The organism is Flintibacter porci (assembly GCF_041925195.1).
GTDB lineage: Bacteria > Bacillota > Clostridia > Oscillospirales > Oscillospiraceae > Lawsonibacter > Lawsonibacter porci.
Window position 1 is genome coordinate 85152 of record NZ_JBHEVB010000007.1, and the last position, 24903, is coordinate 110054.

General features: G+C 59.7%; 22 protein-coding genes. 17 read left to right on the plus strand and 5 right to left on the minus strand.

Going from position 1 to position 24903, the window contains the following annotated elements:
- The first annotated feature begins 201 nt into the window (after positions 1–201).
- The 5 genes from ACEVJL_RS09285 to ACEVJL_RS09305 all read left to right on the plus strand — a co-directional run bounded on the left by ACEVJL_RS09285 (position 202) and on the right by ACEVJL_RS09305 (position 6727).
- On the plus strand, positions 202–1482 hold the full coding sequence (locus ACEVJL_RS09285; protein ID WP_374737591.1) for a hypothetical protein: 1281 nt from the start codon (positions 202–204) through the stop codon (positions 1480–1482).
- Positions 1483–1524: 42 nt separating this feature from the next.
- Entirely contained in the window at positions 1525–2985 is a 1461-nt protein-coding gene (locus ACEVJL_RS09290) for a hypothetical protein (RefSeq protein ID WP_374737592.1), read from the plus strand.
- Positions 2986–3082: 97 nt separating this feature from the next.
- Entirely contained in the window at positions 3083–3793 is a 711-nt protein-coding gene (locus ACEVJL_RS09295) for a ClpP family protease (protein WP_008980625.1), read from the plus strand.
- A 197-nt stretch (positions 3794–3990) separates the two neighbouring features.
- The gene (gene purB / locus ACEVJL_RS09300) at positions 3991–5427 is read left to right on the plus strand and encodes an adenylosuccinate lyase (protein WP_008980627.1); all 1437 of its coding nucleotides are present in this window, start codon (positions 3991–3993) and stop codon (positions 5425–5427) included.
- A gap of 19 nt (positions 5428–5446) precedes the next feature.
- Positions 5447–6727, plus strand: a complete 1281-nt coding sequence (locus ACEVJL_RS09305; protein WP_008980628.1) for an AI-2E family transporter — start codon at positions 5447–5449, stop codon at positions 6725–6727.
- A gap of 110 nt (positions 6728–6837) precedes the next feature.
- On the opposite strand, the gene ACEVJL_RS09310 is transcribed toward ACEVJL_RS09305, so the two are convergent.
- Positions 6838–8079, minus strand: a complete 1242-nt coding sequence (locus tag ACEVJL_RS09310) for a 6-phosphofructokinase (RefSeq protein ID WP_235396566.1) — start codon at positions 8077–8079, stop codon at positions 6838–6840.
- 144 nt (positions 8080–8223) lie between these two features.
- Between ACEVJL_RS09310 and fba the strand changes: the two genes are divergently transcribed.
- The 12 genes from fba to ACEVJL_RS09370 all read left to right on the plus strand — a co-directional run bounded on the left by fba (position 8224) and on the right by ACEVJL_RS09370 (position 21825).
- Positions 8224–9192, plus strand: a complete 969-nt coding sequence (fba, locus tag ACEVJL_RS09315) for a class II fructose-1,6-bisphosphate aldolase (protein WP_020989607.1) — start codon at positions 8224–8226, stop codon at positions 9190–9192.
- Positions 9193–9409: 217 nt separating this feature from the next.
- The gene (locus ACEVJL_RS09320; RefSeq protein ID WP_374737595.1) at positions 9410–12217 is read left to right on the plus strand and encodes an FtsK/SpoIIIE family DNA translocase; all 2808 of its coding nucleotides are present in this window, start codon (positions 9410–9412) and stop codon (positions 12215–12217) included.
- Positions 12218–12229: 12 nt separating this feature from the next.
- Positions 12230–13594 (plus strand): cobyrinic acid a,c-diamide synthase CobB, encoded by a 1365-nt coding sequence (locus tag ACEVJL_RS09325; RefSeq protein WP_374737597.1) that lies wholly within the window; start codon positions 12230–12232, stop codon positions 13592–13594.
- A gap of 2 nt (positions 13595–13596) precedes the next feature.
- On the plus strand, positions 13597–14694 hold the full coding sequence (gene cobT / locus ACEVJL_RS09330) for a nicotinate-nucleotide--dimethylbenzimidazole phosphoribosyltransferase (protein WP_374737599.1): 1098 nt from the start codon (positions 13597–13599) through the stop codon (positions 14692–14694).
- 11 nt (positions 14695–14705) lie between these two features.
- Positions 14706–15215: a bifunctional adenosylcobinamide kinase/adenosylcobinamide-phosphate guanylyltransferase gene (locus tag ACEVJL_RS09335; RefSeq protein ID WP_268830492.1), complete on the plus strand. Its 510-nt coding sequence runs from the start codon at positions 14706–14708 to the stop codon at positions 15213–15215.
- A complete protein-coding gene (locus ACEVJL_RS09340; RefSeq protein WP_374737601.1) occupies positions 15212–15976 on the plus strand; it encodes an adenosylcobinamide-GDP ribazoletransferase in 765 nt (254 codons plus the stop codon). Before ACEVJL_RS09335 ends, ACEVJL_RS09340 begins: the two co-directional genes overlap by 4 nt.
- Positions 15973–16266 (plus strand): bifunctional adenosylcobinamide kinase/adenosylcobinamide-phosphate guanylyltransferase, encoded by a 294-nt coding sequence (locus ACEVJL_RS09345; RefSeq protein ID WP_235396576.1) that lies wholly within the window; start codon positions 15973–15975, stop codon positions 16264–16266. Before ACEVJL_RS09340 ends, ACEVJL_RS09345 begins: the two co-directional genes overlap by 4 nt.
- A 21-nt stretch (positions 16267–16287) precedes the next feature.
- Complete coding sequence (locus tag ACEVJL_RS09350; protein ID WP_374737602.1) at positions 16288–16866, plus strand: histidine phosphatase family protein; 579 nt, start codon at positions 16288–16290, stop codon at positions 16864–16866.
- A 3-nt stretch (positions 16867–16869) separates the two neighbouring features.
- Positions 16870–17832, plus strand: coding sequence for an adenosylcobinamide-phosphate synthase CbiB (cbiB, locus tag ACEVJL_RS09355; protein ID WP_374737603.1), 963 nt, complete (start codon positions 16870–16872; stop codon positions 17830–17832).
- 13 nt (positions 17833–17845) lie between these two features.
- Positions 17846–18889, plus strand: a complete 1044-nt coding sequence (locus ACEVJL_RS09360; RefSeq protein WP_374737605.1) for a pyridoxal phosphate-dependent aminotransferase — start codon at positions 17846–17848, stop codon at positions 18887–18889.
- Between the two features lies 1 nt (position 18890).
- Positions 18891–20345, plus strand: coding sequence for a cobyric acid synthase (locus ACEVJL_RS09365; RefSeq protein ID WP_302667699.1), 1455 nt, complete (start codon positions 18891–18893; stop codon positions 20343–20345).
- Positions 20320–21825, plus strand: coding sequence for a tetratricopeptide repeat protein (locus ACEVJL_RS09370; protein ID WP_374737607.1), 1506 nt, complete (start codon positions 20320–20322; stop codon positions 21823–21825). Before ACEVJL_RS09365 ends, ACEVJL_RS09370 begins: the two co-directional genes overlap by 26 nt.
- Before the next feature lie 35 nt (positions 21826–21860).
- On the opposite strand, the gene ACEVJL_RS09375 is transcribed toward ACEVJL_RS09370, so the two are convergent.
- The 4 genes from ACEVJL_RS09375 to ACEVJL_RS09390 form a co-directional block, all read right to left on the minus strand.
- Positions 21861–22340 carry a YbaK/EbsC family protein gene (locus ACEVJL_RS09375; RefSeq protein WP_110440620.1) on the minus strand — a complete coding sequence of 160 codons (480 nt, stop codon included), beginning with the start codon at positions 22338–22340 and terminating at the stop codon, positions 21861–21863.
- Between the two features lie 3 nt (positions 22341–22343).
- Positions 22344–22736 (minus strand): thioesterase family protein, encoded by a 393-nt coding sequence (locus ACEVJL_RS09380; protein WP_008980641.1) that lies wholly within the window; start codon positions 22734–22736, stop codon positions 22344–22346.
- 72 nt (positions 22737–22808) lie between these two features.
- Positions 22809–23300: a glycosyl hydrolase family 18 protein gene (locus tag ACEVJL_RS09385; protein WP_374737608.1), complete on the minus strand. Its 492-nt coding sequence runs from the start codon at positions 23298–23300 to the stop codon at positions 22809–22811.
- A 6-nt stretch (positions 23301–23306) separates the two neighbouring features.
- Positions 23307–24899 (minus strand): recombinase family protein, encoded by a 1593-nt coding sequence (locus tag ACEVJL_RS09390; RefSeq protein WP_374737610.1) that lies wholly within the window; start codon positions 24897–24899, stop codon positions 23307–23309.
- Positions 24900–24903 lie beyond the last annotated feature (4 nt).

A 24903-nucleotide genomic window follows, 5' to 3' on the forward strand; every position in this document is an offset into this window, starting at 1 on the left:
TAAAATGCAAAAAAATTTCTTCAATAGTGAACGAATTTCTTTGTCTGAGAATGAAAGTAAAAACTGGATAATTTTCTCAAAAGATTCTTGAAAATGGATAAATGATGATTTAAAATGTATATTGTCTCTTGGTTTTTATATGGCTATAAGCCGCTTATGAAAATTGGGAGAGGGAGAATAAGAAGAAGGAGACGAATTGTTATGCGAAGCACAAAAGCAACGCGCTGGCTGTCCGGCACGCTGGCTGCACTGCTGCTGGCCCAGGGCATGTGCCTGCCTGCGGGCGCATGGAGCTGGGGCGGCTGGGGTAACTGGGGCAGTTCCAGCCAGACCAGCCAAGTGGAGACCCTGGGCGAGACTCAGACTGTCCAGTTGCAAAACGGTACCGCCATTATTCCTGCGGATGCGGATGAGGCTGCTGTGAAGCAGGCTCTGTACGATGCACTGGTGGTGGACAAGGAAGGCCTGAACGCCGGTGGCATGAGTTGGGAGTTCTACGGGACCTCCGAGTCTGATCCTTGGGGAGGCGGTAATGAATCGCGCTGGGTCAGTGTCCTTAATGGCGGCAGTTGGGAAAGCAGAAAAGGAATTTTTAACTATAAATATAGCTATGAAGTTAAACCGCTTGCGCAGTTAGGCGACGGCGACTACCAGGTCCGGCTGGCCGGTACCACCGCTGAGGTCACCCTGACCAAGGCCGCCAAGCTGTCTTCCAGCATTACTCTGAACGAGGGTGTCTCGGTTGCCCTGCCTTACGACGAGAACGCCCAGGTGGACTATGATGCCCTGCGGGCCGCTATCTTTGAGAATGTGGTGGCCTCCAAAACGCCGGAAGACCTGAGCGTGGACGATGTGACCATTGAGTATTACGCTGAGAACGTAGTTGCCGGACGGCCCGCTGGCACTCACGAGTGGGTTCGTTTTGAAGGTGATACGATTAAGAATGCCATCGGCATTCCTTTGGACTACCCCGCCATCTCTGCCGGCGAACAGAAGATCCGTGTCTCTTATGTCGGTACCGACACTATTTACGGGACTTCCGCACAGACCACCGTTACCATCGTTGAGCGTCCTGAGGCTCCCTATACACTAAAGGAAACCCCTGACGCTGTAACTTTAGCTGTTGGTTCCGATATGAAAGTAGATTATAATCTGCTGGAAACCGCTATCTTCAATGCTGTGGTGGCTTCCTCTGATGTCATCAAGGCCGATAATGTGACTGTCGAGTACTATTATGAGGGCCTCACCAGTGTCGATTCGAAGTGGCTGCCTCTGGAAGGCAAGCCTGTGGTAGGTGAGGCCGGTTGGCCCGCTATCTCTGCTGGTAACAAGCAGATCCGCATCTACTGGCCTGGCAACCAGCAGTACGCCCCTACCACCATCGAGGCTACCGTTCAGGTCAATGACCGTGAGCAGGTCCAGTTTACTCTGAATGGAGACGGCGAAAACTACGAGGTAGGCATGGTCTTCAACGCTGAATAGGGCTATGACTACGCTGCTACCGCTAAGGCCATCTACAATGCCGTGGTGGCGTCCACCGTCAACCCTGAGGGTCTTACCGCCGCCGATGTGACTGTGGAGTACAACGTAGACAAAACCGGAATTACCGATTCCTTTAAGCCTCTGAATGAAACCGATGCTACCGGTTTCGTGAAGTTCGGAACCGGTACCTGGGAGATCCGCATTTCCTGGGCTGGTAACCAGACCTACCGCGGCAACCATGTGGACGTAAACGTCACCACCACCGACAACCGCCTCGCCAGCGCCGTTGCCCTCAAGTCCGGTGCGTCCTTCACCTACAACATGGATGCCAACGCCATGAAGCAGGCCATCTTTGACAACGTCATTGACTGGACCAACTCCACCCTGCCTGCCAAGGAGACCCTGAGCCTGGACGACTTCGTCATCGAATACAAGGCCAAGCTCACTGACGCCGAGAGCGGTGTGGATCTGGGTCTGGAGGATCTGGAAGACCTGTTTGGAAAGATCCCCGGTATGGATGACTTCCTTAACAATGATATTCTGACTCAGTGGGTGCCCCTCGAGGGCAAGGTGTACTCCATCGGCGACACCGTTCTGGGTAAGTTCCCCCAGATCGGTGCCGGTGAGAACCAGTCCATCCGCATCAGCTACAAGGGCAACGCCGACTACCGGCCCAGCGAGACTACTGAGGGCACTGTCACCGTCAACAAGGCCAAGGTGTCCGTGAAGGTCAACTCCACCAACATCTACGCCGACGAGCAGCTGCCCGCCAACTTTATCACCACCGATCCCGCCGATGAGTTCGACATCTACACCATCTACGCCGGCGTTACCAGCAGCGTCTCCACCGGCGTCTATCTGGATCTGCCCGACCGCTATACCAACAGCGCAGTTTTGAAGCTCCTGGATCCAATCGTAGAGAAACTGTATGGCAAGTCCTTTACCCAGATGATGAACGACGGTGTCACCGTGGGCGAGCTGCGTGAGCTCTTCAGCACCCAGGAGCTGCTGGACCTGCTGGACAAGCTGAACATCGACACCGGTACCTTCGGCCAGATCCTCAATGTGATCAACAAGCTGCCCGGTGTCATGGATTCCGTGCGCATCGGCTTCGGTACTCCCAACCGGGCCGGCCTGTACACTGTAACTGCCGTCACTGACAGCAAGAACTATGAGACCGGCGTGGGCTTTGGCTTCCTGCTGACCAAGATGCGCTTCTCCGGTCCCAAGCTGACCTGGAATCAGGAGATCAACGGCGGCAAGCTGACCGCTGCGGAGGCTCAGAACTTCGATTTTGACGCTACTCTTTATTATGATGGTCTGCCTGTGAAGGACCAGAGCAGTGTCCACTACCTGTACTCCGGTTTTACCAGCAGCTGGCGCGTCTACTCCAGCACTACCACAGCTCCCACTGAGCCCGGCCGCTATGTGGTGACCGTGTGCATCCTGGGCGGCAACTACATGGCCGCGCCTATCACCCGTTCCTTCCAGATCACAAAGTGATTTGATTCTTGAAAAACAGCACCGGATATTCCGGTGCTGTTTTTTTGACTATTCCGCTGAAATCCGGCCATCCTAACCCTGGGAAAGGAGCGGACCTATGGACGAAAACAAAGAGTTACAGGAGACTACCCAGGAAACGATCAAAGAGGAAAATCCCATTTTGGAGTACGGTTCTTCCATCATTCAAACCAGTAAGGGCACAGTCCACGTGCTGACCATTGTGGGCCAGGTGGAGGGCCACCAGGTTCTGCCGCCAAGCAGTAAGAGCACGAAATATGAGCATGTCATGCCGCTGCTGGCAATGGTGGAGGAGAGCGAGGCCATCGATGGGCTACTGGTGCTGCTGAACACGGTAGGAGGCGATGTGGAGGCCGGCTTAGGCATTGCCGAGCTCATTGCCGGTATGTCCAAGCCCACGGTCTCCCTGGTGCTGGGAGGTGGGCACTCCATCGGAGTGCCTTTGGCGGTATCGGCCAAGCGGTCTTTTATTGCCCCCTCGGCGGCTATGACTATCCACCCGGTGCGGCTCAATGGGTTAGTCATTGGAGTGCCCCAGACCTTCTACTACTTCGAGCGGGTCCAGGAGCGTATCACCCAATTTGTTACTGCCAACAGCAAAATCAAGCGGGAGACCTTTACCGAGCTCATGCTGAAGACCGGAGAGCTGGCTGCCGACGTGGGCAGCGTGATCTACGGCCAGGAGGCGGTGGAGCTGGGGCTGATCGACGAGATCGGCGGCTTGTCTTCCGCTTTAGATTGTCTCCACGGGATGATCCGGGAGCGGCGGGCCGCGGAACAGCAGCAATAGAGAAGAACTTCGGCGCTTTGGCGGCAGCAGGCCGCCGGAGCGCCGAAGCTTTTTGCGGTTTATTAAAATTTTGCGAAAGTTTCCGGAAACGGTGGCAAAGGCGGTGGAGATAGGATATAATCAAACAGAAAGAAGCCGAGTCCGGCAGGGGAGAGGGACCCCTCTCTCCGGAATAAATAGAAAAGGACGATGAACCGATGCCTACCAATACCTATGAGAGCCCCCTTTCTTCCCGTTATGCCAGCGATGAGATGCTCTATCTCTTCTCCGCGGATAAGAAATTCACCACCTGGCGGCGGCTGTGGGTCGCCCTGGCCCGGGCTGAGATGGAGCTGGGCCTGCCTGTCACCCAGGAGCAGGTGGATGAGCTGGAGGCCCACATCAACGATATTGACTACGAGAAGGCCGCTCAGTGGGAGAAGAAGCTGCGTCACGACGTGATGGCCCACGTCCACACCTACGGCGAGCTGTGCCCCAAGGCCATGCCCATCATCCACCTGGGCGCCACCAGCTGCTACGTGGGCGATAACACCGACGTGATCCTCATGCGGGAGGGCCTGGAGCTGGTGCGCCGCAAGCTGGTGCGGGTCATTGCCAAGCTGGCCAAGTTTGCCGACGAAAACAAGGCTCTGCCCACCCTGGGCTTCACCCACTTCCAGGCCGCCCAGCTGGTCACCGTAGGCAAGCGTGCTACCCTGTGGATGAACGAGCTGCTTATGGACCTGGAGGAAGTGGAGTACCGCATCTCCACCCTGAAGCTGCTGGGTTCCAAGGGCACCACCGGCACCCAGGCCTCCTTCCTGGAGCTCTTTGAGGGCGACCATGAGAAGGTGAAGGAGCTGGAGGCCAAGATCGCCAAGGAGATGGGCTTTGACGCGGTGGTTCCTGTCAGCGGCCAGACCTACTCCCGGAAGATGGATTACAATGTGGTGTCCACTCTGGCGGGCATCGCCCAGAGCGCCAGTAAGTTTGCCACCGATATGCGTCTGCTGTGCCACCTCAAGGAGGTAGAGGAGCCCTTTGAGAAGAATCAGATCGGTTCTTCCGCTATGCCCTACAAGCGCAACCCCATGCGCTGCGAGCGCATCTGCTCTCTGGCCCGGTATGTCATCGTGGACGTGGGCAACCCCGCCGTCACCACTGCCACTCAGTGGTTTGAGCGTACTCTGGACGACTCCGCCAACAAGCGTCTCAGCGTGCCCGAGGCCTTCCTGGCTGTGGACGCCATCCTGAACATCATGGAGAATGTGGCCTCCGGTCTCATCGTGCATCCCAAGGTCATTGAGAAGCACGTACTGGAGGAGCTGCCCTTCATGGCCAGCGAGAACATCATGATGGACGCGGTGAAGCGCGGGGGAGACCGTCAGGAGCTCCACGAGCGCATCCGTGTACTGTCTCAGGAGGCGGGCCGGAATGTCAAGGATCTGGGCCTGTCCAACAACCTCATCGACCTCATTGCTGCCGATCCTGCCTTCGGCATGACAAAGGAAGAGCTGTCCGCCCACATGGAGCCCAGCGCCTACATCGGCCGCTGCCCCCAGCAGGTGGAGGAGTTCCTGAAGGAGTGCGTAGCCCCGGTGCTGGAGCGCTATCAGGACGCTCTGACCGACAAGGAGACCGAGCTGAAGGTGTAAGAAAGTCGGTGCCGCAAATATGAAACAACGGAAATTCGGGCCGTACATCGCCGCGGGGGTAACCGCCTTCGCGGTGATTGCGGCGGCCATCCTGATGTTTTTCCTGATCTACCACATTTCCGCCGTAAAAGCACTGCTGGACACCCTGGCCTATATCCTGCGGCCCATTTTCTACGGGCTGGTACTGGCCTTCCTGCTTCTGCCCATCCAGCGGGGCATTTATGAGTTTTTGCTGGAGTGGTTGAAAGGGGTTTGGGTCAACTGGCCCCGGAAAAACGGGATGCTCCGCTTCGTGTCTATCCTTCTCAGTCTTGCCTTTGCCGTGCTGGTGGTGTACATCCTGCTGGCCATGGTGCTGCCCCAGCTGTACTCCAGCATTGTAGGTCTGGTCAACGCCTTCCCGGGTTATATTGACAGTGTGCAGCAGTGGCTCACGGACTTCTTCCAGGATAATCCCGACCTGCAGGAGGCGGTGCTGCCCTATTATAACAGTGCTTCCGAGTCGCTGGAGAAGTGGTTCACCGAAAATGGACTGCTCAGCAACTTCCAGTCCGCCGATGCCACCATGGAATGGCTTCAAACCGAGCTGTTTCCCCGCTTGACCGGGGTATTTACCAGCGTATATGCCGGACTGTGGGCTCTTGTGATGCTGCTTAAGGATCTGCTCATCGCTGTGATCGTCTCGGTGTACGTGCTGGTGCGCAAGGACAAATTTGCCGCCCAGACCAAGAAAATCACCTACAGCATCTTTTCTACCCGGATCGCTGACTTTCTGGTGGAGGAGACCCGCAGTGCTTACCGCATTTTGAGCGGCTTTATCAACGGCAAGCTGCTGGACTCCCTGATCATCGGCATCATTGCCTTGGTGTGCTGCAACCTGCTGAAATTCCCCTATCCCATGCTGCTGGCAGTGATCATCGGCGTGACCAACGTGATCCCTTTCTTTGGACCGTTCATTGGAGCCATCCCCTGTGCGCTGCTGATCTTGCTGGTGAGCCCGCTGCAGTGCGTATACTTCTGCATTTTCGTGCTGATTCTGCAGCAGTTTGATGGCAACATCCTGGGCCCCAAGATTCTGGGCGATTCCACCGGCCTGGACTCCTTCTGGGTGCTGTTTTCCATCCTGCTCTTCGGGGGCCTGTTCGGCTTTGCCGGAATGGTTCTGGGCGTGCCGGTGTTTGCTATGTTTTACAGCGTCATCAGCCGCCTGGTACGCTTCGGCCTGCGGAAAAAATCCCTGCCGGAGGATACCGCGGTTTATCTGGGAAAAACCGGACCGATGGCAAAGGAAAAGGAATAATAATGATGGGCGCCCGAAAACCGGACGCCCATTTTCCTTTGTCTGCCCCGGCAGGGGAGACCTTATAAAAAATACGGGCGTCTGGTTTTTGGCCAGACGCCCGATTGTTATTACATGGAAGTGGTCAGAACCTTCTTCAGGTGAGCGAAGCGGGGCAGGGAGTTCTCCTTGGGAGTGTTGGCCTCGCCCTGGATGAGGGGGAGGACATAGTCGATGAACTCCTGCTTGACGCCGTTGCCGGCCTCGTTGATCCACTCGCGGGGAACCTTCTTCTCGAAGTTGGCCACGATGTCCAGGGGCTGCAGCACGGTCTCGCACTTGTAGCCGCCCTCGCGGGTGCACTGGAAGGCAACCATCTTGTCGGTGGTGCCGGCCACAGCGGCCTCAACCGCGGCAGCGCCGGCCTGCCAGGCCTCGGTGACGTCGGTGCGGGAGGCAACGTGAGAGCCGCAGCGCTGCAGCAGGCTCAGCTCGATGCCGCGGACCTTGGCGCCGGTGGCGTTCTTCACGGTCTCAGCCAGCAGAGCAGCCAGGCCGCCCAGCTGAGCGTGACCGAAGCCGTCGGTGGCAGAGGTCTTGGCCTCGGAGACGAAGGTGCCATCGGCGTAGTGGATACCCTCGGAGACAGCCACCATGCACTTGCCGGTCTTCTCGTAGATCGCCTTCACGTCGGCCAGGAACTTGTCCATGTCGAAGTCGGTCTCAGGCAGGTACACCAGGTCAGGGCCGCAGCCGGTGAGGGAAGCCAGGGCAGCGGAGCCGGCCAGCCAGCCAGCGTGACGGCCCATGATCTCCACCACGGTGATCATGCCGGTGTCGTACACGTGAGCATCCTGCCACACCTCAGCGCAGGAGGTGGCAATATACTTGGCGGCAGAAGCGAAGCCGGGGCAGTGGTCGGTGCCGTTCAGATCGTTGTCGATGGTCTTGGGCACGCCCATGATGCGGCACTCATAGCCCACCTTCTGCATATACTTGGAGATCTTGTTGCAGGTGTCCATGGAGTCGTTGCCGCCATTATAGAAGAAGTAGCGCACGTTGTACTTCTGGAAGATTTCCAGGATGCGCTTATAATCGGTGTCATCCACATCGGGATCAGCCAGCTTGTAGCGGCAGGAACCCAGAGCAGAAGAGGGGGTGTACTGCAGCAGGTCCAGCTCGGCGGGATCCTCCTGAGCCATGTCGTACAGCTTGTCGTCCAGCACGCCCTTGATGCCGTGGGCGGCGCCCAGCACGCGGGTGATGCAGTCCGCCTTCAAAGCGGTCTGGATAACACCCTGAGCGCTGGCGTTAATGACGGCAGTGGGGCCGCCAGACTGGCCAATGATGCAAGCACCGGTGAGTTGATTCATGTTTGCTTCCTCCTAAACAACTTTAATAGAGTTCAAAAGAGTTTTAGCGGAAAATTCTCTACTAAATAATAACACGCACCCTTGTATTTTGCAATCGTTAATGGTACAATAAGGGCCGTAAAAAATATTAAGGAGATGGTCAATATGCCATTGGTCACCACTACCGAGATGTTTAAGAAGGCCTACGACGGCGGCTACGCTATCGGCGCTTTCAACGTTAACAACATGGAGATCGTCCAGGGTATCACTGAGGCTGCCCGCGAGGTCAACGCTCCCCTGATCCTCCAGGTCTCCAAGGGCGCCCGCGCCTATGCCAACCACACCTACCTGGTGAAGCTGGTTGAGGCTGCTGTCATCGAGTGCCCCAACATTCCCATCGCTCTGCACCTGGACCACGGCCCCGACTTCGAGACTTGTAAGAGCTGTATCGACGGCGGCTTTACCTCCGTTATGATCGACGCCTCCTCCAAGCCTTTCGAGGAGAACATCGAGATCACCAAGAAGGTTGTTGAGTACGCTCACGACCACGGCGTGGTGGTTGAGGCTGAGCTGGGTACTCTGGCCGGCATCGAGGATGATGTTAAAGTTGCCGCTCACGCCGCTTCCTATACCCGTCCTGAGGAGGTCGAGGAGTTCGTTGCCAAGACCGGCTGTGACTCCCTGGCCATCGCCATCGGCACCAGCCACGGTGCTTACAAGTTCACCGCTGACCAGTGCACCCGCAATGAGAAGGGCATCCTGGTTCCCCCGCCCCTGCGCTTCGATGTGCTGGAGGAGGTCTCCAAGCGTCTGCCCGGCTTCCCCATCGTTCTCCACGGCTCCTCTTCCGTGCCCCAGAACTACGTGAAGATGATCAACGAGAACGGCGGCAAGATGCCCGACGCCGTGGGTATCCCCGAGGAGCAGCTGCGTAAGGCCGCTTCCATGTCCGTGTGTAAGATCAACATCGACTCCGATCTGCGCCTGGCCATGACCGGTACCATCCGTCAGTTCTTCAACGAGCATCCCGACAAGTTCGATCCTCGTGAGTATCTGAAGCCCGCCCGCGCCAACATCAAGGAGCTGGTCAAGCACAAGATCATCGACGTGCTGGGCTGCGACAACAAGGCCTAATTCGTTTTCTGTACCCCATCTGCGGGGAACGGCAGTATTGCCGTTCCCCGCGTTTTTTGTTTCAGTGAGCGAAAGGGGCTGGCATCGTAACCTGGGATATGGTATGATAAATATGTATGCCCAATCAGGGCGGTGCCCGCCGACTAAGGAGGATGCACCACAGGTTTCGGCGCATGACCGCGCCTTTTGATATTATTATCCGAAAGGACCGAATACTATGGCGACCCAAAAGAAGTCCAGCACCAGCCGGAAGACTTCCTCCGCTGGGAAACGAAAAACTACATCGTCCAGCTCATCCCGGAGCAAAAAGCCCGCATCTGGGAAGGGGAGAAGCAGTTCCTCTGCCAATAAACCTTTCCGCCGGGAAGCAGGAGCGGTGATCTGCCTGCTGCTGGCCATCTTCTCCGCCTTTGGCTATTTCCATATGAAGGCGCTGTTCATTGACTTTTTCTGCGGACTGGTCAAGGGACTGTTTGGCTACGGCTTTTGGCTGGTGCCGCCCGCTTTGCTGCTGGGCAGCTATATCCTGGCCTTCCACCGGGGACGCCCGGTGGCTCTGCGCCTGACATGCGCCTTGTCTCTGCCGGGAGTATTTTCCTGTACCGTTCATGGCCTTTTGAATCCAGTGCTGCCCTGGGATGCCACTCTGCTTAAGACCTTGTGGGCCGGAGGCGAGGCCATGAGAAGCGGCGGCGCCCTGTCGGGTACCGTGGCCCAGGCCTTTGTCCAAGTGTTCAGCAGCATCGGCGCCACCGTGGTCTTTGTGCTGGCCTTCCTGCTTCTGGCTCTTGGGACCTTTAACCGCACCATTGTGGATGTGGCCGACTGGATCTTCAACCGCCCGGAGTACGAGCCCCAGGAGATCCCGGAGCGTCCCCGCCGTCAGGCTCCCGCACCGGCGGCCAGAGTGGAGACCAAGACTGCCCGGGGCCGCTCCGCCGACATCGATATCCCGGTAGAGGATGGACCTCTGGTGGGCAAGGAGCCCCAGCCCACTCCGGCACCGGAGAAGCGCAAGGGCAGCTTCTTTAACCGGATATCCCGGGTGCCTGCTCCCGATCAGCTGCTGAGAGGTACTGCCGAGGCCAGCCCGGCACAGCCCGAGGAAACTGTTACGCCGGAACCGGAGCCGGTCAAGACAAAGCCGGAACCTGCGGCCGATCCCATCTTTACCACTCCGCCTCCGCCCGTTCAGCCCGACCCCATCTTTGCCCCGGAGGCTGAGATTTCAGAGCCTGTAAAGGAAACTTCCTTCGCACCAGAACCTGTCCACGTTGTGCCTCCTGCTCCGGCTCCCATGGCTATGCCTGAGATCGTCCGGGAGCCCGCTGTGCCCAAGATGACCCAGCAGGAGAGCCAGCAGGCTGCTCAGGAGGTCTCCGCCCATATCCAGCAGGGGCTCTCTCAGCAGACGCCTCCTTACCAATATCCACCCCTGGAGCTGCTCCAAGAGGGGAAGGGAGAGCTGGGGGGAGAGGCACTGGGCGAGCTCAGTGCCAACCGTCAGCGGCTCAGCGATACCATCCACTCCTTCGGCATCGACGCCAACATTGTCAACGTGGTGCGCGGCCCCTCGGTTACCCGGTATGAGCTGGAGCTGGACCAGGGCGTGCGTCTCAACAAGCTGACCAATCTGGCCGACGATATCGCCCTGGCTTTGGGTGCTACCGGTGTGCGCATCGCCCCCATCCCCGACAAGATCTCGGTGGTGGGTATCGAAGTGCCCAACAAGGTGGTTTCTCCCGTGTCCATTCACTCGGTCATCGCCTCCCAGGCCTTCACTGGCAGCAAATCTAAGGTATCCTTTGCCGTAGGTAAGGACATCAGCGGACAAGCCATCGTAGGGGACATTGGAAAGCTTCCTCACTTGCTTATCGCTGGTACCACTGGCTCCGGTAAGTCGGTGTGTACCAACTCTCTGATTATTTCCCTCCTTTATAAAGCCAGCCCCGAAGAGGTCCGTCTCATCATGGTGGACCCAAAAATGGTGGAGCTAGGCATTTACAACGGCATTCCCCATCTGCTGATTCCAGTGGTCACCGACCCCAAAAAGGCGGCCGGAGCCCTGCAGTGGGCAGTCACTGAGATGATGAAGCGCTACCGCACCTTCTCTGAGGTGGGCGTGCGCAAGCTGGAGGAGTACAACGCCCTGGCCGCCAAGACCGAGGGCATGGAAAAAATGCCCTCCATCGTAGTAGTCATCGATGAGTTGGCCGATCTGATGCTGGTGGCGGCCAAAGAGGTGGAAGAATCCATCTGCCGCGTGGCCCAGATGGGCCGTGCCGCCGGGATGCACCTGGTCATCGCCACCCAGCGTCCCTCTGCCGACGTGATTACCGGCCTCATGAAGGCCAACATTCCCAGCCGCATTGCCTTTGCCGTGGCCTCCGCCATGGAGTCCCGCATCATCCTGGATACCCAGGGCGCAGAAAAACTGGTGGGCCGGGGCGATATGCTCTTTGCTCCGCTGGGCAGCGGCAAGCCCACCCGAGTGCAGGGCTGCTTTATCTCCGACGGTGAGGTAGCCTCAGTGGTAGACTTTGTCAAGAAGAACAGCGGTGCGGCCCAGTATGACGATCAGGTCATGCAGGAGATCGAGCATCACGCCGCTGAGAAGGACAAGGGCGCCAAGGGCGTGGGCGGCTCCAATCCCATGGAAAACGGGGATGAGGAGTACGACGAGCTCATCAATGCCGCCGCCGAGGTGGTGGTGGAGACAGGGCAGGCCTCGGTGTCCATGCTCCAGCGGCGGCTCAAGCTGGGCTATGCCCGTGCTGCCCGACTGGTGGACCAGTTGGAGGAGAAGGGCATCGTGGGTCCCTTCGAGGGCTCCAAGGCCCGGCAGCTGCTCATTACCAAGGAGCAGTGGCAGGAGATGAAGTACCGCCAGGGCATTGTTTCCAACGCCCCGGGCGGTGCGCCGGAACCGCCGACTCCTGCGCCTGCTGCACCCACACCCGACCAGGATGCTCCGCCCTTTGACCTTGACGATGGGGTGGACCGGGCTCAGGAGGATACCTTTTAAAAGGAGCACATTATGACCTGTCACGTTCCCCGTCTGCTGCTGGCCGCTCCGGCCAGCGGCAGCGGTAAAACCACCCTCACCTGCGCCCTGCTGCGGGTGCTGGAGCGCCGTGGGCTTTCTCCCTGCGCTTTCAAGTGCGGGCCGGACTACATCGACCCTATGTTTCATCGCAGCGTGTTGGGGCTGCCCAGCCGAAATCTGGACCTGTTTTTTTCCTCTCCCGATGAAGTGCGGCGCAATCTGGCTCTGGGAGCTCAGGGCCGGGGCGCGGCGGTCATCGAGGGTGTTATGGGCTATTATGATGGGGTAGGAGGGGGCGAGCGGGCCAGCAGCTGGCACGTGGCCGAAGTCACCCAGACCCCGACCATTTTGGTGGCGGAGCCGAAAGGCTCCGCCCTTACCCTGGCGGCGGTCTTGCAGGGACTTGCCCAGTTCCGTCAGCCCAGCCAGGTGGCGGGGGTGCTCCTCAATGGGACCACTCCTGCCATGGCTGCCCGGCTCAGCCAGGACATCCAGCGGGAAACCGGGCTGCCCGTGTTAGGCTGTCTGCCCCGGCTGCCTGAGTGCTCTATCCCCAGCCGCCACCTGGGACTCTATACCCCGGGGGAGATCCAGGACCTGGGAGAGCGGGTGGAGAAGCTGGCGGATGCTTTAGAACAATACGCCGATGTAGACCGATTGCTGGAGCTTGCACAGTCCGCGCCACCTTTGGAGATTCCGGAAGAGCAGGAGAGACCAGAGGCGCCTGCCGGAGTACTGGCAGTAGCCTGGGATGAGGCATTCTGTTTCTACTATCATGAAAACCTGGAACTCTTAAAGCGCTGCGGTCTAGCTATCGTAAAGTTTAGTCCCTTGTCAGATAAACAGCTTCCGGAGGGTACCTGCGGGGTCTATCTGGGGGGCGGCTATCCAGAGTTGTATGCCCAAATGCTCAGCGAAAATGTCTCTATGAGGAAGGCTCTGCGTGAAGTTGCCGAGGCGGACATGCCCATTTTAGCCGAGTGCGGAGGATTCCTCTACTTGCAGCAGACCCTGGAGGATTCCCAAGGCAAGGCCTGGCCCATGACTGGAATTTTGGAGGGAGCCGGATACCGAACCGGGCGGCTGCAGCGCTTTGGATATGTGACGCTGCACTCCTTGGAGGACAGTGCCTATCTGCGCTCCGGGGAGACCGTGGCCGCCCACGAGTTTCACCGCTGGGACTGCACTCAGAACGGACAAGCCTGTCTGGCTCAAAAGCCGGAGAGTGAGAAGCACTGGAATTGCATGGTTTGTAAGGGAAATCTACTTGCCGGATTTCCTCACTTATATCTGCCGTCCTGCCCCCAAGTGGCCCGGCGGTTTTCCGACGCCTGCCGCCGGTGGAAGGAGAGATGATTATGGAACTGGAAGAACTGCTGGCTGCCATTACCCCGGCGGATCAAAGCGCCATGGAGGGCTGCCGGAAAAACTGGGATGCCATTGCCAAGCCGCTCAACGGCCTGGGCCATCTGGAGGAGATGCTGGTGCGGGTGGCAGGAGCCACCGGAAAAACGGATCTGTCCCTAGGTGCTAAAGCAGTGGCCGTATTCTGTGCCGACAATGGGGTTGTAGCCCAGGGAGTGACCCAGACCGGGCAGGAGGTCACCTTAGCGGTGGCCAAAGCTTTAGGCGAGGGGTGTTCCTCGGTGTGCCACATGGCCCGGGTAGCGGGAGCAAAGGTAGTCCCGGTGGATGTGGGTATACTGGCCCATGCCCCTGTGCCCGGAGTGCGGGATTTATCTGTCCGCCCAGGTACTGCTGATATGACAAAAGGTCCTGCCATGAGCCGAGAAGAGGCCCAGACTGCCCTGATGGCCGGGGCACAGATCGCTATGGAGCTGGACGATCAGGATATCGCCCTGTTGGCAGCGGGGGAGATGGGCATTGGCAACACCACCACCACCGCTGCGGTGACTAGCGTGCTGCTGGATCTGCCCCCCTCGGTGACCGCTGGGCGCGGGGCGGGTCTGTCTGACGCCGGCCTGGTGCACAAGGTGACGGTCATCCAGCGGGCCTTGGTACAGAACCAACCAAACCGAAAAGATCCTCTGGATGTTTTAAGTAAAGTGGGCGGACTTGACATCGCTGCTATGACAGGGTTCTACCTGGGAGCAGCGGCTCGGAACCGTCCGGTGCTGCTGGACGGAGCCATCTCCTGTGCGGCGGCTCTGTTGGCGGTGCGCCTGTGCCCCAACGCCCGAAAGGCCATGCTGGCCAGCCATCGTCCTGCGGAGCCCTGCGGGAAGCTTCTGCTCCAGGAATTGGGGCTGGAGCCGGTTCTGGATGCGGGACTCCACCTGGGAGAAGGCACCGGCGCAGTGGCGGCCATGCCGCTGCTGGACATGGCTCTGTCTGTGTATCAAAATATGTCTACCTTCGACCATATGGGGATCGAAGCCTATCAGCCTGACGGCCGGGCGGTGTCCGGCCCTGCCCGAGCGGGGGTAACCCCCTGAGGGCCCTGGTTCTGGGGGGCTCTGCCTGCGGGAAGAGCGGCTGGGCGGAAGATCTGGCCTGCCGCCTGGGCGGTCCCCTGATCTATTTGGCCACCATGGAACCCTGGGGCCAGGAGGGAGCGGAGCGTATTGCCCGCCACCGCCAGGCCCGTGCAGGCAAAGGGTTTACGACCTTGGAACAGCCCCGGAATTTGGAGACCTGTTCTATTCCGTCTCACGCCACTGTTTTGCTAGAGGACCTGGGCAATCTGGTGGCCAATGAGGTGTTTTCCGGCAAAGCCGTGGACAAAGACGCTGCTTTGGCAGCGTTAGAACGGGGTCTGACTGCGTTGGAGCACAAAGCGGAGCACCTGGTGGTGGTGGGCAACGATCTCTTCCGGGACGGGGAGGACTACCCACCGGAGACCATGGCCTATCTGGATGTGCTCTCTCAGGTTCAGACCAATTTATCAAAACGTTATGACCTGGTGGCCGAGCTGGTGTGCGGTATCCCGGTTATTTGGAAGGGGGAGAGGGTATGAAGTGGCTGCGGGCTGTGGGCATGTCTTTTGCCCTCTACTCCCGGGTGCCCATGCCGCCCCTGGATTGGGAGAGTGAGAGCCGCCGTCTCACACTGTACGTCTTTCCCCTGGTAGGTCTGGCGGTGAGCGCAGCCTGGGGCGTCTGGCTGGCCCTGTGTTGGGCGCTAGAGCTGGGTACCGTCCTGCGGGCGGTGGGGATGACTCTGCTGCCTATTTTGGTCACCGGCGGCATCCACATGGACGGCTTCTGTGACGTATGTGATGCCCTGGCCTCCCACCAGAGCCGGGAACGGAAGCTGGAGATTTTGAAGGACTCCCGGGTGGGCGCTTTTGCCGTTTTGGGCTGTGTGTGCTATCTGTTGGCCTTGTTTGGTCTATGGTGTGAAGTGGAAATGCTTGACGGCAATACGCTGTTGGCGGTTCTGCTGCTGCCTCTCTACAGCCGGTGTCTGTCGGGCTACGGAGCCCTGCGTCTGCCAAATGCCCGGGGGGAGGGGATGCTGTCGGCGGTAACCGGGACGGGCTTCCCTTGGAGCCTGGTGTTGGGCGGGGTACTGTGTGTCCTAGCCTTGGGGGCGTTGAACCCCTGGTATCTGCTGTCGGCGGCAGTGGGACTGGCCGTCTACTTCTACTACAAACATACTGCCCGTAAGGAGTTCGGCGGAGTGACCGGCGATCTGGCGGGGTGGTTTTTGCAGCTGTGTGAACTGGGGTGTCTGGCGGGCCTGGTATTGGCGCAGCGTCTGGAGGCGGTGTTATGATTTTGATTATCGGCGGCCGGGGTGCAGGCAAGCGGGAGTTTGCCAAGACCTTGGGCTGTGATCCGGGAAAAACCCTGTCCGCCCTCCATGAGATGGAGCCGCTGCCCTATCTGAAAGAGCTGCTGAACTATGAGGCGGTGATCTGCGACGAGGTGGGCTGCGGAGTGGTACCGATGGAGCGCCATGACCGGGAGCGCCGGGAGGCCATCGGACGGCTGTGCTGTCAGCTGGCCCAAGAGGCCCAGGCGGTATACCGTCTCCAGTGCGGTCTGGCCATGCGTCTGAAATAAAGAAAGGAAAAGGAGCCAACCATGGAATTCGTTCTCATCCGGCACAGTCTGACGCCGGGTAATTTGGAAAAACAATATGTGGGGTCCACGGACCAACCCTTAGCCCCAGAGGGGGAGGCGTTAGCCCGGGAGCGCCGGGAGCGCATGCCGGAGGTGGACGGCCTTTGGGTGTCTCCTTTGAAGCGCTGCCGCCAGACAGCGGAGCTTCTGTTTCCCGGTATGGAGCAGCGCATCGTTCCGGATCTTCAGGAGTGTGACTTTGGGGACTATGAGTGCAAGACCTGGGAAGAGCTGAAGGACGAGGAAATCTACCGCGCCTGGATCAGCGGGGACATGACCGTCACTTTCCCCCATGGGGAGTCCATGGAGCACTTCATTGCCCGCTGCCGCCGTGGCATCCAGACCGTGGCCCAGCAGGCCAAGGCTATGGGATTGGAGCGTCCAGCCATCGTGGCCCACGGTGGGACCTGGCTGGTGGTAATGGGGACCTTCGGCCGTCCGGAGCGCAAGCTCTATGACTGGCAGGTAAAGAACTGCGGAGGTTTCCGAGTATCTGTGCAGGAAAATCCCTTTACTCTCAAATTATTAGAGGAGCTTTAAACCATGGCACATTTCTTCTGGACGGTCCTGCTGCCTGCTGTGGCTCTGGACTTGCTGCTGGGGGACCCCCACTGGATGCCCCACCCGGTGCGGTGGATGGGACGGACTATCTCTGTGCTGGAGCGAGTGCTCCGGCGCCTCTTTCCTAAGACCCCAGCAGGGGAACGCGGGGCCGGAATCGTTCTGGCTCTGGCTCTGCCCATCCTGTTTGGCGGCGGCAGCGCCCTGATCTTATGGGGACTGGGTCAAGTATCGCCGTGGCTTAGCTGGGTGGTGCAGCTGTGGTTTACCTACCAGCTGTTGGCCGCCCGGTCTCTGCAAAAGGAGAGCATGGCGGTCTATTATCCCTTAAAAAAGCATGATCTGGAGGGGGCACGACAGGCGGTGTCTCGCATTGTAGGTCGGGATACCCAGGCCCTGGATGAGACCGGGGTGGCCAAGGCGGCGGTGGAGACGGTAGCGGAGAACACCTGTGACGGAGTGACCGCCCCGTTGATCTTTCTCTTTCTGGGGGGACTGCCTGCTGGAATGGCCTACAAGGCAGTGAGTACCCTGGACTCCATGGTAGGCTACAAAAATGAGAAGTACCGCTGGTTTGGCTGGGCCTCCGCCCGGCTGGACGATGTGTTGAACTTCATTCCTGCCCGGCTGTCCGGGCTTTTGATGTGTCTCGGGGCAGTTTTACTGCCCGGCTGCTCTGGCCTACGGGCCTGGAGCATCTTCTGGCGGGACCGGCGGAGGCACGCATCTCCCAACTCTGCCCACACAGAGGCCGCCTGTGCCGGAGCCTTGGGGGTACGTCTGGCGGGGGACGCCAGCTATTTTGGCAAGATAGTCCACAAGCCAACCCTGGGCGATCCGATCCGCCCGGTGGAGCCGGAGGATATTCCGCGCGCTTGTGGGTTGATGTACGCTACGGCGGCGCTGTTTTTGCTGCTTTTTGCCGGGCTTTCTATATGGTTGTAAGGGGTGAGAAGTGATGGAACGGATCGTTCACGGGGGAGATGTATACGGCGGCAATGCTGGACTGCTGGACTTCTCTGTCTGTCTCAATCCCGTCGGAGCGCCCCAACCCGTTCTGCGCGTCGCGCAAGAGGGAGTCCTGCGCCAGGGCTATCCCGATCCCCAGTGCCGGGGGCTGGTCCGTGCCGCCGCCCAGCGGGATGGGGTGGAGGAAGACATGGTGCTGTGGGGTAACGGCTGCGCCGACCTCATTGACCGCTTTTCCCTGAGCCTGAGGCCTAAGAAAGCAATTCTCCTTGCCCCTACCTTTGGAGAATACCGCCGTGCTTTGGAAGGGGTGGGCTGCCAGATAGAGGAGGTGCACCTCTCCTGGGAGAATGGATTTGTTCCCGATGGAGCTCTGCTGGAGGCTATCGTCCCCGGGGTAGAGTTGGTGTTCCTCTGCGATCCCAACAATCCCACCGGGCGGCTGATGGAGAAAGAACTTTTATATCAGATCTTGGCCCGCTGCCGTCAGGTGGGAGCCATGCTGGCGGTGGACCAGTGCTTTCTGGAGCTCACCGCCGCCCGGCCTGACCGCTTGACTGACCAGTTGGCGGGGGGAAACCTGATTTTGTTCCGGGCACTCACAAAAAGTTATGCTCTGGCCGGGCTGCGCCTGGGCTATTGCCTGTGTGGGGACCGGGCGCTGCTGGAGCAGATGGCCCACATTCTGCAGCCCTGGCCGGTATCGATCCCGGCACAGGCCGCAGGGGAGTGCGCTTTACAGTCCTTTCCCCGCTGGCCTTTTACATGTTTTCCCCAGATTGAGGGAGAACGGAACAAACTGCAAGCTGCTCTGGAGGAACTGGGACTTTGGGTGTGCCCGTCGGAGAGCTGCTTTCTGCTCTTTCGCGGCCCGGAGGACCTGGGGAGGCGCTTGCGAGAGAATGGTATTCTGGTGAGGGACTGCGCCAATTACGCCGGTCTGGGGCCGGGGTGGTACCGGGTGGGTCTTCGTACCCCGGAGGAAAACGGGCAGCTGATCGCCGCATTGAGCACGCTGCTGAGAGGAGAATAACATGTCGGCAAAATCCATTATGATCCAGGGTACCATGTCCAACGCGGGCAAAAGCGTGTTGGCGGCAGGACTGTGCCGCATCTTCCGCCAGGACGGCTACAAGGTGGCCCCCTTTAAAAGCCAGAATATGGCCCTCAACAGCTTCATTACCGCCCAGGGGCTGGAGATGGGCCGGGCTCAGGTCATGCAGGCGGAGGCGGCGGGGGTGGAGCCCTCTGTGGAGATGAATCCCATCCTCTTAAAACCCACCAGCGACGTGGGCAGCCAGGTCATTGTGAACGGCCGGGCGGTGGGCAACCTCACCGCCTCGGAGTACTTTCGGCAAAAAAGCCGGCTCATTCCCCAGGTGATGGAGGCCTACCACACGCTGGAAGAGCAGTACGACATCATCGTGCTGGAGGGGGCAGGAAGCCCGGCGGAGATCAATTTGAAGTTCCAGGACATCGTCAACATGGGACTAGCTCGGATGGTGGGCGCTCCCGTGTTGCTGGCGGGGGATATCGACCGGGGCGGGGTGTTTGCCGCTCTGTACGGCACCATGGCCCTGCTGGAGGCGGAGGAGCGTCCCTATGTGAAGGGGACCATCATCAATAAGTTCCGGGGGGATGTGGAGCTGCTCCGTCCCGGCCTGACCCAGCTGGAGGAGCTTTGCAAAGTCCCCGTCGTGGGCGTGGTGCCTTGGATGAATCTGGACCTGGACGAGGAGGACAGCCTGTCCTCCCGGTTGGGCGCCCAGGGCGGTAAGGCACCTCTGGATGTGGCAGTCATCCGCCTGCCCCGCATTTCTAACTTTACCGACTTTGATCCTCTCCAGCGCCACCCGGCGGTGGGCCTGCGGTACGTGGACCGGGCAGAGGAGCTGGGACGGCCCGACCTGGTAATCCTGCCGGGCACTAAAAGCACCCTAGCCGATCTCCGCTGGCTGCGCCAGTGTGGTCTGGAGGCGGCCATTTTAAAGCTGGCCAGCCGTGGAACCCCGGTGATGGGCATCTGCGGAGGCTATCAGATGCTGGGCCGGAAGCTCTCCGACCCCTTAGGCGTAGAGGGTGGCGGTTCCATGGATGGTATGGGCCTGCTGGATACCACCACGGTCTTTTCCTCTGAAAAGACCACCACCCGTACGGTCTGTCCCTTCCCGGAGTGCCGTGGGCTGTTCGCCTCACTCTCCGGCTGTCCTTTGGAGGGGTACGAGATCCACATGGGACAAAGCGGGGCGCTCTTTACGGTGTCCGGTTCGGTGCTGGGTACTTACCTCCACGGTCTGCTGGATTCGCCCCAGCTGGTGGAGCGGCTTGTCTGCCTGCTGATGGAGGAGAAGGGGCTCCACTGGGACGGGGAGGCCCCCAAGGAAACCCTTTGGAGCTATAAGCAGCGCCAATATGACAAACTGGCCCAGACCCTGCGTGAGAGCCTGGACCTGAAGAAAATCTATGAAATCGTGGAGCGAGGGGTGTGAGCGCATGATTTACAGCTGTACCAATGAGGAGTGCCTCTGGTTCGGGGAGGGCGACACCCTGCCCGATGCCTGCCCCCGCTGCGGCCAGGCCCTGAAGGAACGCCGGGAGGAGGAACTGACCGGAGACGAGTGGTGCCGCCTGGGGCTCTATTGGACGGAGGAGGAGCCCGCTGACGATGAGAAAGCGTTGGCCTGCTTCCGCCGCTCTGCCAGTTTGGGCAGCGGCTGGGGCACCTGTAACCTGGGACTTTGCATGGAGCAGGGCATCGGAATCCAGCCTGATCTTCGACAGGCGGTTTGGCTTTACAAGCAGGCGGTGGAAATGGGCAGCGTGGCCGCCCTGTGCAATCTGGGTGTCTGTCTGGAGCAGGGTATCGGTACACCCCAGGACCCGGCGGGCGCTGCTTCCTTGTATCTGGCGGCGGCGGAGCACGGCTCCGCCCGGGGCCAACGGATGCTGGCCCACTGTCTGGAGGACGGGATCGGTGTTGACCAGGACCACGCCAAAGCGGTGGAGTGGCTGCGCACAGCCGCCCTTCAGGGGGAGGCTCCCGCTCAGACGGCCCTGGCCAAGCACTATGAGTTCGGCGTAGGCACCGAGCAGGACAAAGAACTGACGGTGCGCTGGTATGAGAAAGCCGTCCAGGGAGGCGACCCGGAGGGCATGTGCTGCCTTGGGTGGCTCAAGCAGACCGGAAAATGGGTGGACTCCGACCCGGCAGGTGCGGTGGAGCTCTACCGTAAGGCGGCCCAGATGGGCTCCACCCGGGGCATGGTGCAGCTGGGTGACTGTCTGATGGACGGGATCGGCGTGGCCACCGCTCCGGATCTGGCCGTGGAGTGGTATAAAAAGGCGGCCAAGGAGGGGGACCGGGAGGCCATGTTCTCCTTGGGACTGAGCTATGAACTGGGCCAGGGCGTGGAGCAGGATTACACCAATGCCGCGCTCTGGTATGAGCGGTCCGCCCAGCTGGGCAGCAGCGCGGGGATGAACAACTTTGCCGAGCTGCTGGCCAAGGGCCGCGGCGTGCCCAAAGATCTGGGCAAGGCCATGGAATGGTACCGCAAGGCCGCGGAGCTTGGAAATGTATACGCTGTCTACAACATGGGCTGGTACTTGGAGAAGGCCGGAAATCTGGACAAAGCCCGGACCTGCTATGAGCAGGCCAAAGAGCAGAACATGGACAGCGCCTACTGGTCTCTGGGCCGAATGTATGAGGAAGGGCTGGGGGTAGAGCAGGACCTGAAGCAGGCCTACACCCTCTATCGGCAGGGTGCCAAACAGGGCAATGTGAACTGCATCTGCCGCCTGGTGCGGTGTCTGGCCCAGGGGGTAGGGACCCGCCAGGACCTGTCCCGGGCTCAGAAGCTGGGCTCGGAGCTACTGGCGGAAGAGCTGTCTCCCCAGGTGCTGGACAACTACGGCTGCCGGGATGAGCTGGTCATGCTGCTGGATATCATGAATGAGATCAAAGAGTAAAAAATTCCGTGAGTGACACCACTCACGGAATTTTTTTAGCCATTTTCCTGCCAGGCTTTGCATACATCGATCCAGCCCCGGCTGTGGGAGTACTCCTCCAGCTCTTTGCAGGTGAGCTCGATGGCGGAGTTGGAGCTGCCTGCGGCGGGGAATACCGTGTCAAACCGCTGGAGAGACACGTCCAGGTAGGTCTCTACGCCTTCCGGGTTGGCGAAGGGACACACGCCGCCCACGGCGTGGCCGGTCATCTCCACGGCCTGCTCCGGGGTCAGCATCTTGGCCTTGGTGTGGAACAGGCCCTTGTACTTGCTGTTGTCCACCTTGGCGTCTCCCGCGGCCACGATGAGTACGCACTTGCCGTCCACCAGGAAGGAGAGGGTCTTGGCGATCCGGGCGGGGATCACTCCCACCGCCTGGGCGGCCAGTTCCACCGTGGCGCTGGAGACGGGAAATTCCAGAATATCGCCCTCTCGGCCCAACTCCTTAAAGTAGGCCCGCACCCGCTCGATGGACATTGCTTAGCCCTCCAGCTTCTTGGCGGTCTTGGCCAGGAAGCGCTCGTCGGTGACGATGAAGCGCTGGTGGGTACCGTGGCCAATCATGCCCTTTTCGTCATAGGCGGCGACCTTCAGCTCAATGCGCTTGCCGTCCACCTCGGTGACCTCGCTCTCAGCCCACACCTTGATGCCGATGGGGGAGGCGGAGTCGTGGCTCACGTCCAGCTTGGTGCCCACGGTGCTCTCGCCGGGGGCCAGGTAAGGGGCGATGGAGGTCCAGGCGGCCTTCTCCATCAGGGCGGTCATAAAGGGGGTGCCGAATACAGGCAGAGCGCCGGAACAGGCGGCCTGGGCGGTGTTCTTCTCGCTGACCACGTCTTCGGCGCGGCCCTTGATTCCAACTTCCACGGACATAATTCTCAGTTCTCCTTTGTGGGGAAATTTTTACTCCGTCATTTTACTCCATGTTCCGGGAAAAATCCAGCCCTAGTCTTCGATTTCGTAGAGAGTGGTGAGCAGGACCCAGTTTTGGGGGAAGGGACGCATCAGGTTCCAGTAGCTCACCCCGTAGAGCCCCCGGCTGTGGGCCAGTTCCAGCTTGGCGCGTACGCTCCGGGCATCTTCGAACCAAACCTCGTGCTCCTGGCCGTCTCCGTCCACATACCGGAACCAGGGGGACTGGGCGGCGGCGTCAAAGCGGATGGCAGCGTAGTGTTTCTGGGCCAGAGCGATGGCCTGCTGGTTGGAGATAGACCGGGCCATAGTGTCCTTTTGATAGGGCACCTTCCAGTCATAGCCGTAATTGGGCATGCCCATCCAGATTTTTTCCTTTGGGATTTCGCTCAAAGCGTAGTCTACTACCCGTGTGACCTGATTGAGGGGGGCCACCGCCATGGGAGGTCCATAGGTATAACCCCACCTAAGATAAAAGCCGCCCAGGTAGGGCGGCTTTTTCTTTATTTTACAACAATGCTCCATCAAAAATCAAGGATGAGAGGAGACGGGGATGATTTTGGGGTAGAGTTTCAGCGCCATATCGCTCTGGGTATAACGGCCACCTATCGTTTTCCGGTACTCGACTCGTTCCAGACAGGTCTTGAGCATCTCATTTTTCTCCTGCGGGGTCTCCAACTGCTGGTATACATCCAGCAGGCGCTCCACTCTTGGGATGATGCTCAGGCGCAGCTCATCCAGCTGGCGTTCCGCGTCCAGCTGCTGCTTGGCCTCCTGGATGGCCTGTTCAGCAGCAGATATCCGGGTGGCCAACTCGAACTGGCGCTGGGTAAACACGTCGATGGTATAGACCCCCTGCTCCAGAAGGTCGTAGAGCCGCCCCTTCTGGCCCGCCAGGGTGTCCCGTTCCCGGCGGGCGGCATCCAGGGTGCGCTCCAAGTGGGAGGTGTTAGAGCGCTTCCTAGGGCCCTTTACGGGCTTTACCTTGAGCCGATAAGCCTGGAGCCAGCGCTCCAGGCTGTGGATCAGCACCCCCTCCACCTCGTCCAGGGTGCTGCCCTTGCAGGTACAGTCCTTATTTGGACACATGAGCATGTCTTTGGCGTTCCCACGGCGTCCCTTTGTGCGCACCAGGCTGCGGCCGCATTGTTCGCAGTAGACCAGACCAGCCAGTGGATTGACCATGGTGCGGTTGCCCGGCATGGGCAGATAGGCCCTGGAGGCCATGATATCCTGGGCCCGCTGCCACTGATCCCGGGGGATGATGGCAGGGTGGAGCCCGTCTGTGAGGGCCATGGCCTTGTTCACTGGCCTGGTCTCTACCAGCACGCCGTCCACCACCTTGCGCACGGTGGGTCGCCAGGACCAGCGGATAAACCCGGCGTAAGTTGGATTGCTTAAAATATCCCGCACCGTATAGGGAGCCCACCGGCCGCCGGAAGGGGAGGGGATGCCCTCCCGATCCAGCTGCTTGGCAATGACGCTGCTGCCGATATGGCGCAGGCTGCCATCCGGCTGGAGCAGGCCGTTGATATACATGTCATAGATATGCCGCACGACTTGGGCCCGGTCCTCCACGATAGCGAGGGTGTAGCCCTTGGCCCCTTTGATCTTTACCCGTTCATAGCCGTAGGGAGCGGCGGCGGCAATGTATTTCCCCTCCTGGAGAGAGGCCATGCGCCCCCGCTGGAGCCGGCGGTTGATGGTTTTATACTCCCGGCGGGACATGAACAGGCCAAACTCAAAATACTCCTGGTCTGACTCGTCGGCGGGATCGTAAGTCTTAAGGGGGGTGATGATCTTTGTCCCGGAATACTGGAAGGTCTCTGCTACGATGCCCTGGTCCCGGGTGTTGCCGCGGGCCAGACGCTCCACCTCCATGACCAGCACGCCGGCGATGGAGCCGCCCTCCACCTCGGCCAGGAGCTTCTGCATCTCTGGGCGGTTGGCGATGCTCTCTCCGGAGACCACCTCCTCGAAGATGTGGAAGATGGTCAGATCCATCCGCCGGGCCAGCTCCAGCAGGGCCGTGCGGTGGCGCAGCAGGGTGTCCCCGCCGCCGTTGGCCTCCGCGTCCCGGTCGGCCCGGGATTTTCTCAGATAGATGTCATAGAGTTCGGGCATGGCG

Excerpts from the sequence above, each read along its gene's own strand:
- ACEVJL_RS09345 (WP_235396576.1), top strand. The coding sequence starts at position 15,973 with ATGATTTTGATTATCGGCGGCCGGGGTGCAGGCAAGCGGGAGTTTGCC.
- ACEVJL_RS09350 (WP_374737602.1), top strand. The coding sequence starts at position 16,288 with ATGGAATTCGTTCTCATCCGGCACAGTCTGACGCCGGGTAATTTGGAA.
- ACEVJL_RS09385 (WP_374737608.1), bottom strand. The coding sequence starts at position 23,300 with ATGGAGCATTGTTGTAAAATAAAGAAAAAGCCGCCCTACCTGGGCGGC.
- cobT (WP_374737599.1), top strand. The coding sequence starts at position 13,597 with ATGGAACTGGAAGAACTGCTGGCTGCCATTACCCCGGCGGATCAAAGC.
- ACEVJL_RS09390 (WP_374737610.1), bottom strand. The coding sequence starts at position 24,899 with ATGCCCGAACTCTATGACATCTATCTGAGAAAATCCCGGGCCGACCGG.
- ACEVJL_RS09295 (WP_008980625.1), top strand. The coding sequence starts at position 3,083 with ATGGACGAAAACAAAGAGTTACAGGAGACTACCCAGGAAACGATCAAA.
- ACEVJL_RS09305 (WP_008980628.1), top strand. The coding sequence starts at position 5,447 with ATGAAACAACGGAAATTCGGGCCGTACATCGCCGCGGGGGTAACCGCC.
- purB (WP_008980627.1), top strand. The coding sequence starts at position 3,991 with ATGCCTACCAATACCTATGAGAGCCCCCTTTCTTCCCGTTATGCCAGC.
- ACEVJL_RS09285 (WP_374737591.1), top strand. The coding sequence starts at position 202 with ATGCGAAGCACAAAAGCAACGCGCTGGCTGTCCGGCACGCTGGCTGCA.
- ACEVJL_RS09370 (WP_374737607.1), top strand. The coding sequence starts at position 20,320 with ATGAAATCGTGGAGCGAGGGGTGTGAGCGCATGATTTACAGCTGTACC.
- ACEVJL_RS09310 (WP_235396566.1), bottom strand. The coding sequence starts at position 8,079 with ATGAATCAACTCACCGGTGCTTGCATCATTGGCCAGTCTGGCGGCCCC.
- ACEVJL_RS09365 (WP_302667699.1), top strand. The coding sequence starts at position 18,891 with ATGTCGGCAAAATCCATTATGATCCAGGGTACCATGTCCAACGCGGGC.
- ACEVJL_RS09360 (WP_374737605.1), top strand. The coding sequence starts at position 17,846 with ATGGAACGGATCGTTCACGGGGGAGATGTATACGGCGGCAATGCTGGA.
- ACEVJL_RS09340 (WP_374737601.1), top strand. The coding sequence starts at position 15,212 with ATGAAGTGGCTGCGGGCTGTGGGCATGTCTTTTGCCCTCTACTCCCGG.
- fba (WP_020989607.1), top strand. The coding sequence starts at position 8,224 with ATGCCATTGGTCACCACTACCGAGATGTTTAAGAAGGCCTACGACGGC.
- ACEVJL_RS09325 (WP_374737597.1), top strand. The coding sequence starts at position 12,230 with ATGACCTGTCACGTTCCCCGTCTGCTGCTGGCCGCTCCGGCCAGCGGC.
- ACEVJL_RS09375 (WP_110440620.1), bottom strand. The coding sequence starts at position 22,340 with ATGTCCATCGAGCGGGTGCGGGCCTACTTTAAGGAGTTGGGCCGAGAG.
- ACEVJL_RS09320 (WP_374737595.1), top strand. The coding sequence starts at position 9,410 with ATGGCGACCCAAAAGAAGTCCAGCACCAGCCGGAAGACTTCCTCCGCT.
- cbiB (WP_374737603.1), top strand. The coding sequence starts at position 16,870 with ATGGCACATTTCTTCTGGACGGTCCTGCTGCCTGCTGTGGCTCTGGAC.
- ACEVJL_RS09380 (WP_008980641.1), bottom strand. The coding sequence starts at position 22,736 with ATGTCCGTGGAAGTTGGAATCAAGGGCCGCGCCGAAGACGTGGTCAGC.